14 protein-coding genes are annotated in these 15,076 nt (G+C 71.0%); 3 read left to right on the top strand and 11 right to left on the bottom strand.

Features of this window, described 5'->3' with window-relative positions; genetic code table 11:
* Positions 1 to 17: 17 nt before the first annotated feature.
* On the top strand, positions 18 to 1,364 hold the full coding sequence (locus ACWD3E_RS22550; RefSeq protein ID WP_451389313.1) for an MFS transporter: 1,347 nt from the start codon (positions 18 to 20) through the stop codon (positions 1,362 to 1,364).
* Positions 1,365 to 1,631: 267 nt separating this feature from the next.
* A complete protein-coding gene (locus tag ACWD3E_RS22545) occupies positions 1,632 to 2,006 on the top strand; it encodes an RNA polymerase-binding protein RbpA (RefSeq protein WP_009187548.1) in 375 nt (124 codons plus the stop codon).
* Positions 2,007 to 2,102: 96 nt separating this feature from the next.
* On the opposite strand, the gene fxsA is transcribed toward ACWD3E_RS22545, so the two are convergent.
* The 4 genes from fxsA to ACWD3E_RS22525 form a co-directional block, all read right to left on the bottom strand.
* Positions 2,103 to 2,645 (bottom strand): FxsA family membrane protein, encoded by a 543-nt coding sequence (fxsA, locus tag ACWD3E_RS22540; RefSeq protein WP_451389312.1) that lies wholly within the window; start codon positions 2,643 to 2,645, stop codon positions 2,103 to 2,105.
* Between the two features lie 84 nt (positions 2,646 to 2,729).
* Complete coding sequence (locus ACWD3E_RS22535) at positions 2,730 to 3,524, bottom strand: polyprenol monophosphomannose synthase (protein ID WP_451389311.1); 795 nt, start codon at positions 3,522 to 3,524, stop codon at positions 2,730 to 2,732.
* Positions 3,525 to 4,058: 534 nt separating this feature from the next.
* The gene (locus tag ACWD3E_RS22530; RefSeq protein WP_451389310.1) at positions 4,059 to 5,660 is read right to left on the bottom strand and encodes an amidohydrolase; all 1,602 of its coding nucleotides are present in this window, start codon (positions 5,658 to 5,660) and stop codon (positions 4,059 to 4,061) included.
* A gap of 78 nt (positions 5,661 to 5,738) precedes the next feature.
* Complete coding sequence (locus tag ACWD3E_RS22525; RefSeq protein ID WP_031174425.1) at positions 5,739 to 6,179, bottom strand: Lrp/AsnC family transcriptional regulator; 441 nt, start codon at positions 6,177 to 6,179, stop codon at positions 5,739 to 5,741.
* Positions 6,180 to 6,422: 243 nt separating this feature from the next.
* Here ACWD3E_RS22525 and ACWD3E_RS22520 point away from each other — a divergent pair, with 243 nt between their 5' ends.
* Positions 6,423 to 6,860, top strand: a complete 438-nt coding sequence (locus ACWD3E_RS22520) for a hypothetical protein (RefSeq protein WP_451389309.1) — start codon at positions 6,423 to 6,425, stop codon at positions 6,858 to 6,860.
* Positions 6,861 to 6,924: 64 nt separating this feature from the next.
* On the opposite strand, the gene ACWD3E_RS22515 is transcribed toward ACWD3E_RS22520, so the two are convergent.
* The 7 genes from ACWD3E_RS22515 to ACWD3E_RS22485 form a co-directional block, all read right to left on the bottom strand.
* Positions 6,925 to 8,019 carry a phosphotransferase family protein gene (locus ACWD3E_RS22515; protein ID WP_451389308.1) on the bottom strand — a complete coding sequence of 365 codons (1,095 nt, stop codon included), beginning with the start codon at positions 8,017 to 8,019 and terminating at the stop codon, positions 6,925 to 6,927.
* 13 nt (positions 8,020 to 8,032) lie between these two features.
* Positions 8,033 to 9,139, bottom strand: a complete 1,107-nt coding sequence (locus ACWD3E_RS22510; RefSeq protein ID WP_451389307.1) for a hypothetical protein — start codon at positions 9,137 to 9,139, stop codon at positions 8,033 to 8,035.
* Positions 9,140 to 9,484: 345 nt separating this feature from the next.
* Complete coding sequence (locus ACWD3E_RS22505; protein ID WP_451389306.1) at positions 9,485 to 10,657, bottom strand: acyl-CoA dehydrogenase family protein; 1,173 nt, start codon at positions 10,655 to 10,657, stop codon at positions 9,485 to 9,487.
* A gap of 224 nt (positions 10,658 to 10,881) precedes the next feature.
* Complete coding sequence (locus ACWD3E_RS22500) at positions 10,882 to 11,541, bottom strand: TetR/AcrR family transcriptional regulator (RefSeq protein WP_451389305.1); 660 nt, start codon at positions 11,539 to 11,541, stop codon at positions 10,882 to 10,884.
* A gap of 113 nt (positions 11,542 to 11,654) precedes the next feature.
* Positions 11,655 to 11,795 (bottom strand): SCO1431 family membrane protein, encoded by a 141-nt coding sequence (locus ACWD3E_RS22495; protein ID WP_451389304.1) that lies wholly within the window; start codon positions 11,793 to 11,795, stop codon positions 11,655 to 11,657.
* A gap of 100 nt (positions 11,796 to 11,895) precedes the next feature.
* Positions 11,896 to 13,266, bottom strand: a complete 1,371-nt coding sequence (locus tag ACWD3E_RS22490; protein ID WP_451389303.1) for a peptidase C39 family protein — start codon at positions 13,264 to 13,266, stop codon at positions 11,896 to 11,898.
* Positions 13,267 to 13,497: 231 nt separating this feature from the next.
* Complete coding sequence (locus ACWD3E_RS22485) at positions 13,498 to 15,036, bottom strand: amino acid permease (RefSeq protein ID WP_451389302.1); 1,539 nt, start codon at positions 15,034 to 15,036, stop codon at positions 13,498 to 13,500.
* Positions 15,037 to 15,076 lie beyond the last annotated feature (40 nt).

Here is a 15,076-nt window from a genome sequence, read left to right as displayed (position 1 = left end):
AGAAGCGAGGGGTGCGTATGGGCATCGACACCGTACAGGCGGCGACCGACGACGACAGAGCCGCACGGCGGCGCGAGCAGCGCGGCTGGTACGCCTACGACTGGGCCTGCTCGGTCTACTCGACGAGCGTCCTCACCGTGTTTCTCGGCCCGTATCTCACCTCGGTCGCCGAGTCGGCGGCGGACGCCGACGGCTATGTGCACCCGCTGGGCATCCCGGTCCGGGCGGGCTCCTTCTTCGCCTACTCGGTGTCGCTGTCGGTGATCGTGGCGGTCGTGCTGATGCCGCTCGCGGGCGCGGCAGCGGACCGCTCGGGCCGCAAGAAGCCGCTGCTGGGGGCGGCGGCGTACACGGGCGCCGCCGCGACCACGGGCATGTTCTTCCTGGACGGCCACCGCTATCTGCTGGGCGGGGTGCTGCTCATCGTCGCCAACGCGGCGCAGTCCGTGGCGGCGATGGTCTACAACTCCTATCTGCCGCAGATCGCCCCGCCCGAGGAGCGGGACGCGGTCTCCTCGCGCGGCTGGGCCTCCGGCTACGCGGCGGGCTCCCTGGTGCTCGTCGCGAACCTCGTCCTGTACTCCGCGCACGACTCCTTCGGCCTGTCGGAGACGGCGGCGGTCCGCGTCTGCCTGGCCTCGGCCGGTCTGTGGTGGGGCGCCTTCACCCTGATACCGCTGCGCCGGCTGCGCGACCGGCACGCGCGCGTGGAGCACGCCGCCGCGCCCGGGCTGCGGCAGCTCGCGGCCACCGTCCGGGACATGCGCCGGCACCCGCTGACGCTGGCGTTCCTGCTGGCGTACCTCGTCTACAACGACGGCATCCAGACGGTGATCTCCCAGGCCTCGGTCTACGGCTCCCAGGAGCTGGGGCTCGGGCAGTCGACGCTCATCGGGGCCGTGCTGCTGGTGCAGGTGCTGGCCGTGGCGGGCGCCCTGGCGATGGGGCGGCTGGCCCGGACGTACGGCGCGCAGCGGACGATCCTCGGCTCGCTGGTGGCCTGGACGCTCACGCTGGCGGCCGGCTACTTCCTGCCCGCCGGGGCGCCGGTGTGGTTCTTCGTGCTGGCCTCAGGGATCGGGCTGGTCCTCGGCGGCAGCCAGGCGCTGTCCCGCTCGCTCTTCTCCCATCTGGTGCCGCCCGGCAAGGAGGCGGAATACTTCTCGGCGTACGAGATGAGCGACCGCGGCATGAGCTGGCTCGGGCCGCTGCTGTTCGGCGTGACCTACCAGCTGACCGGAAGCTACCGCTCCGCGATCATCTCGCTGGTGGCCTTCTTCGTCATCGGATTCGCCCTGCTCGCACGGGTCCCGGTGCGCCGGGCGATCCAGGCGGCGGGCAACCCCGTCCCGGAGAGGATTTAGCATCGATTTAGCACTCGGCGCGAAAGGGCTGTAGTGTACGCGTTTGGCCTGCCAGGCGTACCGTTACTGCGCGTCAAAGATGCCGAAACGCTGGGTGACATCTGCTAGCAGATGTGACAAACCGGGCGCCTGTGGGTAGAACAAGGGGCGGCTACGACGGCGACGCATGAACCCGGAACGGGAATCTTTACCGCCGACCGGACGTTGACCGGATGACGACGACAGCGACACCTGTCCTGTGGGCGACAAGCCCGGGAGGCACGATTCATGAGTGAGCGAGCTCTTCGCGGTACGCGCCTCGTAGTGACCAGCTACGAGACGGACCGCGGCATCGACCTGGCCCCGCGCCAGGCCGTGGAGTACGCATGTGAGAAGGGGCACCGCTTCGAGATGCCCTTCTCGGTCGAGGCGGAGATCCCGCCGGAGTGGGAGTGCAAGGTCTGCGGGGCCCCGGCACTCCTGGTGGACGGCGACGGCCCTGAGGAGAAGAAGGCCAAGCCTGCGCGTACCCATTGGGACATGCTGATGGAGCGCCGCACGCGCGAGGAACTCGAAGAGGTTCTCGAGGAGCGCCTGGCGGTTCTTCGCTCCGGGGCGATGAACATCGCGGTTCACCCGAGGGACAGCCGCAAGTCCGCGTAGTCCCTGCGGGGCTGGGCCGGACACAGCGCACATAATTGATACCGCGGGCGCCGTACGTGAGACGTACGGCGCCCGCGGTTTGCTGTTCGCGTGCGGCTACCGGGTCAGCGGGGGCCACTGCTCCCCCGGCTCGGGGCGGTCCTCCCGGATCACCTCACCCTGCACCACCTTGCCGTCCGGCCGGTGCATACGGGCCTGCTGGAAGGCGTTGCCCAGGGTTCCGGGAGCGGACTGGCGGAGCTTGCGCTCGGCGTAGCGGCTCACGCCCTTCTGCACCGCGGGTATCAGCAGGAGGAGGCCCAACGCGTCGGAGATCAGGCCGGGGACGATGAGCAGCAGGCCGCCGAGCATCGTCAGGCCGTTGCCGCCGCCGCGCTTTGGTGAACCGCCTTGCTGGAAGGCCTCGTTGAGGTTCTGGAAGGCACGGCGGCCGGCCCGCTTGATGACCACGGAGCCGGCGACGACACCCGCAACCAGCAGCAGGAACACGGTCAGGCCGCCGGCCGCGCCCGCGACCTGGGTCAGCAGCCAGATCTCCAGCACGAGCCAGGCGGCGATGCCCAGCGGCAGATATCTGCGCAGCGGGGAGCGCCGGGGCCGGGTGGTGGTGGTCGCAGAGGTCGGGGCGCCAGTCGTCATGCTCCCAGTGTGCCTGGGCGCGGCTCAGTACGGGATAAGCGGGATGCGGGACAAGAGGATGGTCGGCCGGGGCCGGCACCCGTCCTACGCCTTCTTGGCCTTGCCGGTGAGCTTGCCGACGCGGTCCCCGACGCCCCAGGCGGTGACCCGCCACAGCGCCTCGACGAGGATGTCCTTGCTCATCTTGGAGTCGCCGAGTTCGCGCTCCACGAAGGTGATGGGGACCTCGACCACGTGGTAGCCGGCCTTGACGGCACGGCGGGCGAGGTCGACCTGGAAGCAGTAGCCCTGCGAGGCGACCTCGTCCAGGCCCAGGCCCTCCAGGGTCTCGCGGCGGAAGGCGCGGTAGCCGCCGGTGATGTCGCGCAGCGGCAGGTCGAGCGCGAGGCGGGAGTACAGGCTGCCGCCGCGGGAGATGAACTCGCGGGACTTGGGCCAGTTGACCACCCGGCCGCCGGGCACCCAGCGGGAGCCGAGCACCAGGTCGGCGGTCTTGAGGGCGGTGAGCAGGCGCGGCAGTTCCTCGGGCTGGTGCGAGCCGTCGGCGTCCATCTCGATCAGCACGCCGTAGCCGTGCTCCATGCCCCAGCGGAAGCCCGCGAGGTAGGCGGCGCCCAGGCCTTCCTTGCCCTTGCGGTGCAGCACCTGGACGTGGTCGTCCTCGGCGGCCAGCTCGTCCGCCAACTTGCCCGTGCCGTCGGGGCTGTTGTCGTCCGCCACCAGTACGTGGGCCTCGGGGACGGCCTTGCGCACCCGGCCGACGATGAGCTTGATGTTCTCCGCCTCGTTGTAGGTCGGGATGATCACCAAGGCCGTTCCGAGCGGGCCGTACTGCCTTCCCTGGGCCTTGGCCGCGAGGGTCCCGTCGCCGTCGTTCACTGCTGCCCCTTCTGGTCGTACGCAGGGGTCCACCATAGTGGTCGCGGCCTGCCCTGACCTCCCGGCACGTTCTTATGGTGGTGTCTATTCCACAAGAGTGGGGTAAGAGTGCACTTTTGGGTATCCGCAAGCCGCGGCGGATGGGGGCCCGGCGCCCTTCGGGCCGACCTGGGACCCGCTGGCTGCGGATCGACCGAAAGCCGTTGTCTACTGAGCGCCCGGACCCCACCCGGGTCACACCTTGCCGACCGGCCGGAACGTTCTTTCGTCGGCGCGGGCACTGAGCCTGGCTGCCAGCGACGGTGCCCCGGTGCGGGACACCGTCCCTGACCCAGCGGCGCTGCGACGAGTGCGCGAACACTCCCCGGTCGGGCGTCCGGTGGTGGACTCGGACGAACCTACCCGTCCCCGGCCGTCGACTGTCAATAGGCCTTTGGCCTGCGCAAACGATCTACGGTTCGCGGGGAGCGCGGAGGATGCGCAGGTGGGGCGACGGGCGGCGGCGGACGATCACCGCCGCGCCACCCCGGGAGATCACTCGCCCGGCCGTACGAACACCGTCCGCCCGCCGACCACGGTCCGCAGGCAGACCGGGAGGTCGCGGCCAGGGGTCAGATCGGGCAGGCCGGGGGTGCCGGAGCGCGGGTCGGTGGACCAGCGGGCCACCCGGTCGTCGGGGGCCTGGACGACCAGTTCGTCGGTGCGCCACACGGCGTAGTCGGCGGGCGCCCCGGGCACCAGGACGCCCGCGTCGTCGCGCCCGACGGCCCGCCAGCCGCCGCGCGTGTGCGCGGTGAACGCGGCGCGTACGGAGACCCGGTGCTCGGGCGTGCGGTGGAAGGCGGCGGCACGGACCGTGCCCCACGGGTCGAGCGGGGTGACCGGGCTGTCGGAGCCGAAGGCGAGCGGCACACCGGCGCGCAGGAGGGCTGCGTACGGGTTGAGGGTGCGGGCCCGCTCGACGCCGAGCCGCTCGGCGTACATGCCGTCCTCGCCGCCCCACAGCGCGTCGAAGGCGGGCTGGACGGAGGCGAACAGGCCCAGCTCGGCGAAGGCGGCGATGGTCTGCGGGGTGAGCATCTCGGCGTGCTCCACGCGGTGCCGGGCGGCGCGCACGCGGGCCAGGCCGACCTTCTCGGCGGCGGCCCGCACACCCTCCACGACGGCGGTCACGGCGGCGTCGCCGATGGCGTGGAAGCCCGCCTGGAGGCCGGTCTCGGTGCAGGCGACGACGTGGGCCGCGACGGCGTCGGCGTCCAGGTAGGCGGTGCCGGTGTGGCCGGCGTCGGCGTACGGCTCGTGCAGGCAGGCGGTGTGCGAGCCGAGGGCGCCGTCCACGAAGAGGTCGCCGGCGGCGCCGTGCGCGCCCAGTTCGCGGGCCTTGTCGACGTCCTGCTCGGCCCAGTAGCCGACCACGCGCGGTCCGGGCGCGTCGGCGGCGAGCTTCAGCAGGTCCGTGAAGTCGTCCTCGGAGGAGATCTTCGGGCCGCCGCACTCGTGCACGGTTCCGATGCCGAGGGAGGCGGCGTGTGCGAGGGCGGTGCGCTGGGCCTCGGCGCGCTGGGCGGGGGTGACGGCGGCGAACGCGGCGCGGCGCACGGTGTGGTGGGCGTCGGCGGTCAGCGGGCCGTCGACCGGGCCGAGGCCGGGCACGAGGTCGAGCAGCGCCGAGGTCACGACCGCCGAGTGGACGTCGATGCGGGAGAGGTAGAGCGGGCGCCCGCCGGTCGCCGCGTCGAGTTCCGCGCGGGTCGGCGGACGGCCTCCGGGCCAGCGGGCGGCGTCCCAGCCGTGGCCCAGCAGGACGCGGTCGTCCGGGCGGGCGGCGGCGAAGTCGCGGACCCGGTCGAGGGCCGCCTCCAGGGAGGGCGCGTCGGACAGGTCGAGGCCGGTCAGTGCGAGGCCGGTGGAGGTCGTGTGCACATGTGCGTCGGTGAACGCCGGGGTGACCAGGGCGCCGGCGAGGTCGATCACCTCGTCCATGCCGTCGGCGAAGGCGTCCGCGGCGCCCTCGGAGCCGACCCAGGCGACTTGTCCGGCCTCGACGACCATCGCTGTCGCGAAGGGGTCGGCGGGGCTGTGCACCTCGCCGCGGCGCAGGAGGACGGTCTGGGTATCGGCGGTGCGCTCACTCATGACCCACAGTCTCTCGTGCCGGCCGGCCTGAGCTGCACCTGGGGCGTGTCGAGACCGCGCCCGGCACGGCGACAGCGGTCAGACCCGCGGTGGGCGCGCCTCGTACGGCGTGGACAGCACCACGGTCGTCCGCGTGGACACGCCCGCCAGGCTGCGCAGGCGGGCCAGCAGTTCCTCCAGTTCGTGCGGGGTCGCCACGCGGACCTTGAGGATGTAGTTCTCGTCGCCGGCAACGCTGTGGCAGGCCTCGATCTCGGGGACGCCGGCCAGGCGGTCCGCGATGTCGTCGGGGGCGCTGGGGTCGAACGGTTTCACCGAGATGAACGCGGTGAGCGGCAGCCCGACGGCCTCGGGGTCGACCACCGCGGCATAGCCGCGGATGACGCCTCGCTGTTCGAGCCGGCGCACCCGCTGGTGCACGGCCGACGTGGACAGGCCCGTGGCCTTGCCCAGATCGGTGTAACTCATCCGCCCGTCCTTGACGAGCAGCTGCACGATTTGACGGTCCAGCTCCTCCATGGCGCAAAAACCTACAGTGCGCTTGATCTCCGCGGATACTCGGCGCCGCAGGTCATGCCCGGTTCGTGATGTGCCCGAGACAAATGCGCCACACCGGGCACCCCCGCCTGGCATGTGACGAACGCCACATGCCCTGAGCAGGCTCCGTAATGTTCTCGTGATTACCGCCGAGGCCGGACGGGAAGTGCTTGCTGTGGTCGAGGTCGCAGCGCCTTTTCGGCCCAGCCTTAGGGGGAGAATCCCATGCAGAGTGTCAATCGCGCAGGCCGTTCCGCGTCCAGGCGGCAGTCGCAGGTCATCGAGCCCGATCCGGAGGGCGTCGAACCCGACCTCTCGGAGGTCGAGGAGCTGGACCTCTACGACACCTTTGAGATGTACCGCGTCATCTGCCCGGACTGCGCGCAGCCTATCGCTCTGCTGGCGGACGAGGAGGTGCTTCCGGAGCACGCGCTGTGCGCCTCGCCGTGGAACCCGTTCGGGCTCACGGTCTGTGCGGGCACGGGCCGTTCGGCGACCGACGCCCGCCCCGCGGACGAGTCCTTCGAGCCGCAGGAGCAGGACACCGCGCTGCTGCTCACGCTCCCCCAGGGTCTGGACTGGCGGACGCAGCCCTTCTCGCACGTCGGCGGCCCGGGCTCGCGCCCGATGCGCGTGCCGGAGCTGCGCCGCCAGGCCGCCTGAGCCCTTCCGCTCGGCTCTCCGGCCCCGGCCCTCTCGGCCCGCCCGGCACAGTCCCGGTACCGGCTCAATCCCAGTAGCTGCCCTGCACCATGGCGCGCAGACTGTCGTGGTGCAGGATCAGTGTGTCCGGGTCCGCCGGGACGGCGACTTCCCCGAAGTACGCCTGCCGGTAGGCGATGCGCAGCATCACGATGGCGTGCCGCAGGGCGGCGTAGAGGGTGTGGAACTCCATGTCCCGCGGGGTGTGGCCGGTCAGGCGTGCGTAGCGGGCCTCGACGCGGTCGCGGCGCAGGAAGCCGGGCAGTCCGCGCTGTCCGGAGGCGGTCGTGAGGTCGTGGAAGAAGCGGTGCAGGTAGATGGTCCAGCCGAGGTCGACCTCGCGCGGGGCGAGTGCTGCCATCTCCCAGTCCAGGACGGCGACGGGGTCGAAGTCGTCGTAGACGACGTTTCCGATGCGCGCGTCGCCCCAGTTCAGGACGGGTTCGCCGGGCTCGATCGGCCACAGCTGCTCCAGCCGGTCGAACGCGGCCTCGATGAGGGGTGAGCGGGCGAGGCCGTCGACAACCCAGGCGTAGTAGTCCCGTTGGGCCGTGACGTGCCGGCGCAGGGCGTCCCCCTCGCCGGGCGGGGCGAGGAAGTCCGCTTCCCCCACCGGGACTTGGTCGTGCAGCCGAGCCAGCAGCCCGATCGTGGCCGCCTCCAGATGCTCGCGTTCGGCGTCGCTCGCCGCGTGCAGCCAACTGCCCTCGTAGGTGTACGGCATGACGTCCGGCGGCACGCGTCCGGCCACCCGCTCCATGACGAAGAACGGCGCCCCGAGCGGGCCCGGGTCCTCCTCCAGCCACAGCACCCGGGGCACCGAAAGGTCGGTGTGGTCGGCCACCAGGCGCAGGGTGCGGTACTGGCGCGCCATGTCGTACTCGGGGAAGACGGTGTACGCGGCGGAGTCGGCCGCCAGCCGCAACGCACAGGACCGTACGGGCGGTTCGGGGTGCTCGATGTCGAAGAGCAGGGTCTCGCTGGACATGCCGTTGGAGGCCGGTACGGTGACGCCGACGGCCTCGGCGCCGGGCAGCCGGGTGCCGAGCCAGGCGGTCAGGCGCCGGGTCAGCTTCTCGATGTCCCGGGTGGTGGTGCGCGGTCGTGGTGCCGTGGCCATGTCGTCGAACCCCCTACGGCGCAACGGAGTCGAAGCCGGTGAAGCCGCTCGGGTCATGGCGGCCGAACGAGCCGTGCTCGAAGATGCCGTACCCGGCCTGACCGTCCAGCCGGAAGCGGGCGGAGTGGTCGGTCACCCCGTAGGCGGCCGGCGGCTGCGCCGAGGGGTCGGAGAGATCGTACGTACGGCGGTCGGTCCAGCCGGGGCCGTGCCAGGTGCCGTGCTGCCAGTCGTCGGCGGGCGGGTAACCGGCGCCGACCGCGAGCGGGGAGGAGGCCAGGATCTCCACGTCCAGTTCCTGCGGCTTGCGCAAGTCGCCGAGGTGGATGACGGCACGCTCGGGGTGGCGGGTGCCCCGGCGGTAGGTGATGTCGGCCTGGGGCCAGCCCAGTTGGCGGTCACGGTGGCCGGGGCGGACCAGGGTGGCGTCGTTCAGGGAGCGGTGGCCGTCGGCGTCCTCCTGGACGATGACCATCAGAAAGCGGTCCTCGAAGCGGACCGGGCACCAGATCCAGTGGAATCCCTCGGTCGGGTGATCCCCGGCGAGCCGCCCACCGTCCTCTCCGGGTATCGGCCGCACGCCCCAGCTGCGGTCCCGGGTGCCGGTCCAGTCCTCCGCGGAGACCTCGAACCGTTCACCGCCCGCCCGGATCACGCCCTGCACGCTCCCCGCCTGGACGAACCGGCGCCCCTCCAGGGTGAGCCGGCCGCCCCGGCGCTGGAGGTGGTGGGGCTCCCACAGGGCCGGGAAGGCGGCGGTCCAGGTGAGGTCGTACGACAGCTCGTCGTCCTCGCAGACCAGGCGGAGCCGGTGGAGGGGTTCGGGGACCTCGATGCGCAGCGGGCCGACGGCGAGCCGCATGCGGTCCTCGCCGAGCGCGTCCGAGGCGCGGACGGCGTGCAGGGTCTCCCCCGTGCGGAGCGTGGCGTAGGCGTCGATCACGCCGAGGTTGGGGTAGACCCCGAGGCCGAGGATGAGCAGGGCGCGGCCCGCGTGGTCGAAGACGTGGAAGATGCAGCGGTCGTAGGCGTTCCGGTCCCCGGTCGCCACGTGCTTCATGGACAGCGGCACCTGGTGCACGGGGTACTCGTCGAGCGGTACGGGACGGTCGTCGGCCACGGACACCCCCTGGAGGACGGTCCGCTGACGGTACGTCAGATGCCCGGAGGAGGCCAGAGCGGGAACCGGACGGCTGTGAACTCACGCTCGAATGCGCACGGCGGTGACCTGTCCGGCAACCTCCGCGTTGCCCAGGCATGACCCTCATGTATCCGGCAACCGGGCGTCAGCGCCGGGTCTTCGTCCCCCGCCCCGCAGAATCGGTTCCGCCGCCGCCTTCGCAGGCGGACCCGCCCATCTACCGTGATCTGCTGCGCACCTGGGCGGACCGGGGCCGCACCCTGCCGGGCCGCCACGACCCGGAGTGGGTCAGGCTGGCGGCCCCGACGGTCCTCAGGGGGCAGTTCAGCGACTCTCAGGTCCCGCCACGTGACGGGCGATGACCACGCGCTGGATCTGGTTGGTGCCCTCGACGATCTGGAGCACCTTGGCCTCGCGCATGTAGCGCTCGACCGGGAAGTCGGCGGTGTAGCCGTAGCCGCCGAGGATCTGCACGGCGTCCGTGGTGACCTTCATGGCCGTGTCGGTGCAGTGCAGCTTGGCCATGGCGGCCTGCTTGGAGAAGGGCTTGCCCGCGTCGCGCAGCCGGGCCGCCGCGAGGTACAGCGCCCGGCCGGCCTCGATCTGGGTGGCCATGTCGGCCAGCATGAAGCGCAGGCCCTGGAAGTCGGCGATGGCCCGACCGAACTGCCGGCGCCCGGTGGCATAGGCGACCGCCTGGTCCAGCGCGGCCTGGGCGACACCTATCGCGCAGGCCGCGATGCCGAGCCGCCCGGAGTCGAGGGCCGACAGGGCGATCGAGAAGCCCTGGCCCTCCTCGCCTATGCGCCGGTCGTCGCCGACCCGGACCCCGTCGAAGTGGACCTGGGCGGTGGGCGAGCCCTTCATGCCCATCTTCTTCTCGGGGGCCGCGGCGCTCAGGCCCTCGGCGTCGCCGGGCACCAGGAAGGCGGTGATCCCGCGAGGGCCCGCCTCGCCGGTGCGGGCCATGACGGTGTAGAAGTCGGCGATGCCGCCGTGCGTGATCCAGGCCTTGGTGCCGTTGATCACCCACTGGTCGCCGTCCCGGACGGCCTTGGTGCGCAGCGAGGCCGCGTCCGAGCCGGAGGACGGCTCGGAGAGGCAGTAGGCGCCGAGCAGGCCGCCGCCGAGCATGGCCGGAAGGTGCTCGACCTGCTGCTGCTTGAAGCCGTAGGTGGCGAGCCCGTAGGCGGCGAGGGTGTGCACGCTGACACCGAGGCCGACGGTGAGGCGGGCCATGGCCAGCTCCTCCAGAACCTGGAGGTAGACCTCGTAGGGCTGCTCGCCGCCGCCGTACTCGGAGTCGTACGGCAGACCGAGCAGGCCCGATTCCGACAACAGGGTGAAGATCTCGCGCGGGAAGCGCGCGGCGTCCTCCTCCTCGGCCGCCTTCGGCGCGATCTCACGCTGGGCGATCTCACGGACGAGCGAGATCAGGTCCCGCGCTTCCTCCGTGGGCAGCTGACGCTCCACCGGCTGCGGGTCACGGTCGGACATGGCGTCGGTCTCCTCCCTGTTCGGGCACCGGCGGTCTGACCCGCTGGGTGGGGGCGCTCCGCCTGATCGTTCCGGTTCTGCCGAAGGCGCCGCCTCCGGGTCTCGGAGGCCGCTGACCAGCGGCTGCGCTGTGAGTATGCCCGATCAACGACCGCACGTCACCAGTTAACGACCGCTTACTTCAGGAATCGGACAGTGGCGTTCCGCACCCCTGAAACCGGCCGTCAGTCGTCGCGGCGGGCCGGCGGCGGGGCCGGATAGGAGGGGTCCAGCTCCTCGATGGCGCGCAGGGCCCCGCCGAGCGTCTTCACCAGCAGCTCTCGCAGGACGTCACGGGACAGGCCGGGCCGGTCGATCCAGTCCAGGGCGGCGCCCTCGACGCTGCACACCCAGGAGAGCAGCCCCATGCGGGCCAGTGCGGAGATTTCACGGCGGCCGTAGGCGCCCTCGGCGATGGTGGCGACGATCGCCTCGCGCACGCCGTCCCGGATGGCGTGAACCTCGGCGTCGAAGCCGACCCCGCCGCTGACGATCGCGCGGTAGGCGGCCTGGTGGTGCTCGGCATAGCGGAGGTAGCTGTCGATGGTGCGGTGGACGCGCTCCACGGCCGGCAGTTCGAGACCGCTCCCGGCGACGCTGACCAGGCCGGCGACGGAGTCCTGGATGATGGCCAGGTAGTAACCGCGCTTGGACTGGAAGTAGTAGTAGATCAGCCCCTTGGCGACCTGCGCGTGGCGGGCGATGTCGTCCATGGACAGCGCGTCGTAGGACGTGTCGGCGAACAGCCTCCGCCCGATGGCGATCAGTTCGGCGCGCCGCGCCTGCGAACGCTCGGTGCCGCGCGCCCGGGGAGCGGCGGCGGCACGCTGTTGACGCATATTCAACTTCGGCCCTGGTCTAGGCAATCGGCGGGACAGCCGCAGTATGTCAGAACAAGGGTCGCACAGTTGACCGATCAGAGCAGTCGGAGCCGGGGTCGGATCGCTCCGGACCGGTTTCAGATCAGTCCGAGCTGGGTCACGAACATCGCGACCACCGCGACCAGGACCCAGCCCATGACGTGCTCAAGGATCTTCGGTCCGTCTTCCTGGGGGCCGCCGGTGCGGGCGCGGGTGGCGGCGGCCGGGTGTGCGGTCATGGTTTCTCACAGACGTCGGGACGTACGGGCTGAAACCCCCCGCCATCCATCCACTTTGCCACCCGCTGCACCGTTTGCGGCGGAGACGTTGCTCACAGGGTCAGCGCACGCCCACCGCCTCCAGCGCCTTGCGCTGGCGCGGGCTCGGCTGGGCCGGGAAGTACAGGTAGCAGACGCCGCCGGTGCCGGAGACGACCTTGCCGGAGGCGTTGTACCGCTTGGTCCGCAACCAGATGTTCTCAAACTCCCTCCGGAGGTAGACACGGCGCACCGCCTGGTCGTTCGGCGAGGCCGGGTCGTTGGCGATCACGTCGCCCTCCGCGGTGAATCCGATCACCGTCATCAGGTGGCCGGAGGTGCCGTAGCCGGCGCCGGTCAGCTCGGTCTTCAGGAAGGACTGGGACGTTATGGCCGGGATGCCGGCCGCGATCAGGGTCTCCAGGTCGGTCAGCGAGGCGAGCCGGGTGACAACGCCCTGAAGGTCCGGGAAGCCGGCCGCGTAGGCGGCGTTGAACGGCCAGTTGCCGCAGCCCTGGTACTGGTAGTCGTAGGTGAAACGGGCCGCGTGGTCGACCTGGGGGTCGGCGTAGGACGGGTCCACCCACGACAGCTGCTCGGGGGTGAGCCGGCCTCCCCAGTACTCGACGATCATCTGCGAGCTGGTGGGGCTGCACCAGGCCTCGCCGCCGTTGTCGTACTGGGGGTACTGGCCCTTGTGGATCTCCTGCGAGTAGCGCGGGACGGCCAGTTCCTGGGCGAGGCCCGGGGCGGAGGCCGGGACGGTGAAGCGGTCGGGGATGTCGGAGCCCATGGCGCCGAGCCGCCACACGGTCGGGGTCAGGTGTGTGCCCGGGGTGCGGTAGAGGGTGAGCCGCAGGCGGTAGGAGGCGAGGCGCAGGCCGGTGCTCGCGTCGTCGATGGCGAAGGTGTCGGTCCAGACGGTGCTCTTGCCGTCGCTCTGGCCGTCCACCGAGGTCCGCTTGATGTCCTGGTCCCCGGCCGCCCAGCGGCCCATCACGTACCAGGGGGTGTCGGTGCCGTCGGTGTACGTGCCGCGCAGCTCGACCTGGAGCCAGGTGCCGGCCGGGGTGTGCGCGTTCCAGGAGGCGATGGCCTCCGTCGCGGGGACGGTGAGCTGCTGGACCGGGGAGGTCCAGGTGGCGTACTCCCAGGTGGCGGTGGTGCCGGTGTGCGGGTCGGTGTAGTCGGTGCGGCCCGCGGCGGTGCCGATCTCGACGGCGGGGCGGAGGCCGGAGACGGCCCGGACGCCCTGGGCGGTGCCGCACCGCCAGTCGCGGTACGTGGTCCAGGCGCAGTAGTCGACGGTGCGGGCCGGTGCCTGGCCGGAGTCGCCGCCTTCGCCGCCGGAGGTCTGCGGGTTCGCGGCGGCGGGGGCCGCTCCCCCGGCCACCGCGGCGGCCACGGCGACGGCGAGGACGGTTCTGCGGGACGGCTGTTGGGCTCTGCTCATGGGCGCGATTACCCCCAGGTGTCCGATTCGGGATGATCCGGTGCACGGTTGTGGGCCAACTATGGAGCAGGCGGCATGCCCCTGCCAGCACTTCGGCTCATGCCACGCCATGAATATTGGTCCCGTCCACTGAAGGGGGCTGACCGGTGGAGGGCCGGCCCGGGCGTGGCCCGGACAGGGCACGGCCCCGACGTGGGCGAGTGCCGTGCGCCGGGGCCGAGGAAACCGAGGTCAGACGAGGTCCATCGCGGCGACCTCGTCGGGGCGGCCGTAGCTGACCGGGCCCTGGAAGCGGCGGCGGGCGGTGGCGAACCACCACACCGTCGCCACGAGCAGCACGACGGCCAGGGCGATCGACGCGTAGTTGAAGGAGTCGGCGGTGATCGGCGAGGCTTGCGGCAGCATGAACAGGACGCTGCTGAGCACGATCCAGATCACCGCCACCCAGCCGATCGGCCGGCCCCAGCGGCCCAGGTGCCAGGGACCCGGCTGGAACTCGGCGCCGAGCCGCAGCCGCAGGAAGATCGGCACGGCGTAGGCGAGGAAGAGCCCGACCACGTTGACGCTGACGATGGCGGTGAACGCTGTGTGCGACCACCAGCCCGGCACGACCAGGGCGAGCGAGCAGACCACCGCGAGCCACACCGCCTTGACGGGCGTACGGGTGCGCGGCGAGACCGAGTGCCACCAGCGCGAGCCGGGCATGGCGCCGTCCCGGGAGAAGGCGAAGATCTGCCGGGTGTTGCTGGTGAGGTTGGCGAGCCCGCAGAAGAGCATCGCGCCGATCACGATCAGCAGCATCAGCTTGGCGGTACGCAGGCCCAGGCCGTCGATGAGGATCTGGACCGGCGGCGCGGCCGAGCCGGCGACTTTGTCGTAGTCGCCAATGCTGTAGACCAGTGCCAGCATCAGGATCAGGCCGGTGATCGCCGAATAGCCGATGGACCGGGTGATCCCCCTGGGCGCGTTGACCGTCGCGTGGACCGTTTCCTCGGACATGTGGAAGCTGCCGTCGAAGCCCGTGAAGGTCCAGCTCGTGACCAGCAGGCCGAGCATGCCGCCGTAAAGTCCGTTGGTGAAGCCGGTGTTGTTCTCGAAATGGGTCACGAAGGACGCCGACTGATGATGGTCGGGCATCACTATGAGTGTGCTCACGATCACCACGAGTCCAATCAGCAGCCACCACACGGAAATGCGGTTCAGTACGGCGACGAGCTGGACGGTGTAGGTGTTGGCGAGGCCCTGGAGCACGATGATCAAGCCAGTGATCAGGACTGTCTGGTGCACCGTCGGCCGGTACGAGGTCCACTGCAGGGCGATGAAGGCCTGAATGAAGGTGGCCGCCGCGTAGCCCGTGGCGGCGGTGCCGCCGATCTGCCCCACGAAATTCAGCCAGCCCGTGTACCAGGACCAAGCACCTTTGTGCCGCTTGGCGAGTTTACCGGCGGAAAAATACAGCGCGCCGCTCGTCGGATAGGCCGAGGCGACTTCCGCCATTGCGGCACCGATGAACAGCACCATGACGGACACGCCGATCCAGCCGAATACAAGAATGCGCGGCCCGCCCGCGTTCATGCCGTATCCGAAGGACGAGAAAATACCGGAAAGGATATTGATGATGGTGAAGGAGATCGCGAAATTGTCGAACGCCTGGAAACGCCGGGTGAGTTTCCGCGGATAGCCCATCGCATGCAGGGTGGCGTCATCGTCGAGCACGACCGGGGCCGCGTCGCGGACCGTCGCCCGTGACGCCGGAGTCCGTTCCGACACAGATCGACCTTTCTCTCGGGGGAGGAGCAGGCAGGAGCAG

Source organism: Streptomyces sp. NPDC002676 (genome assembly GCF_053592455.1).
This window is presented reverse-complemented; position numbering and strand designations above follow the sequence as displayed.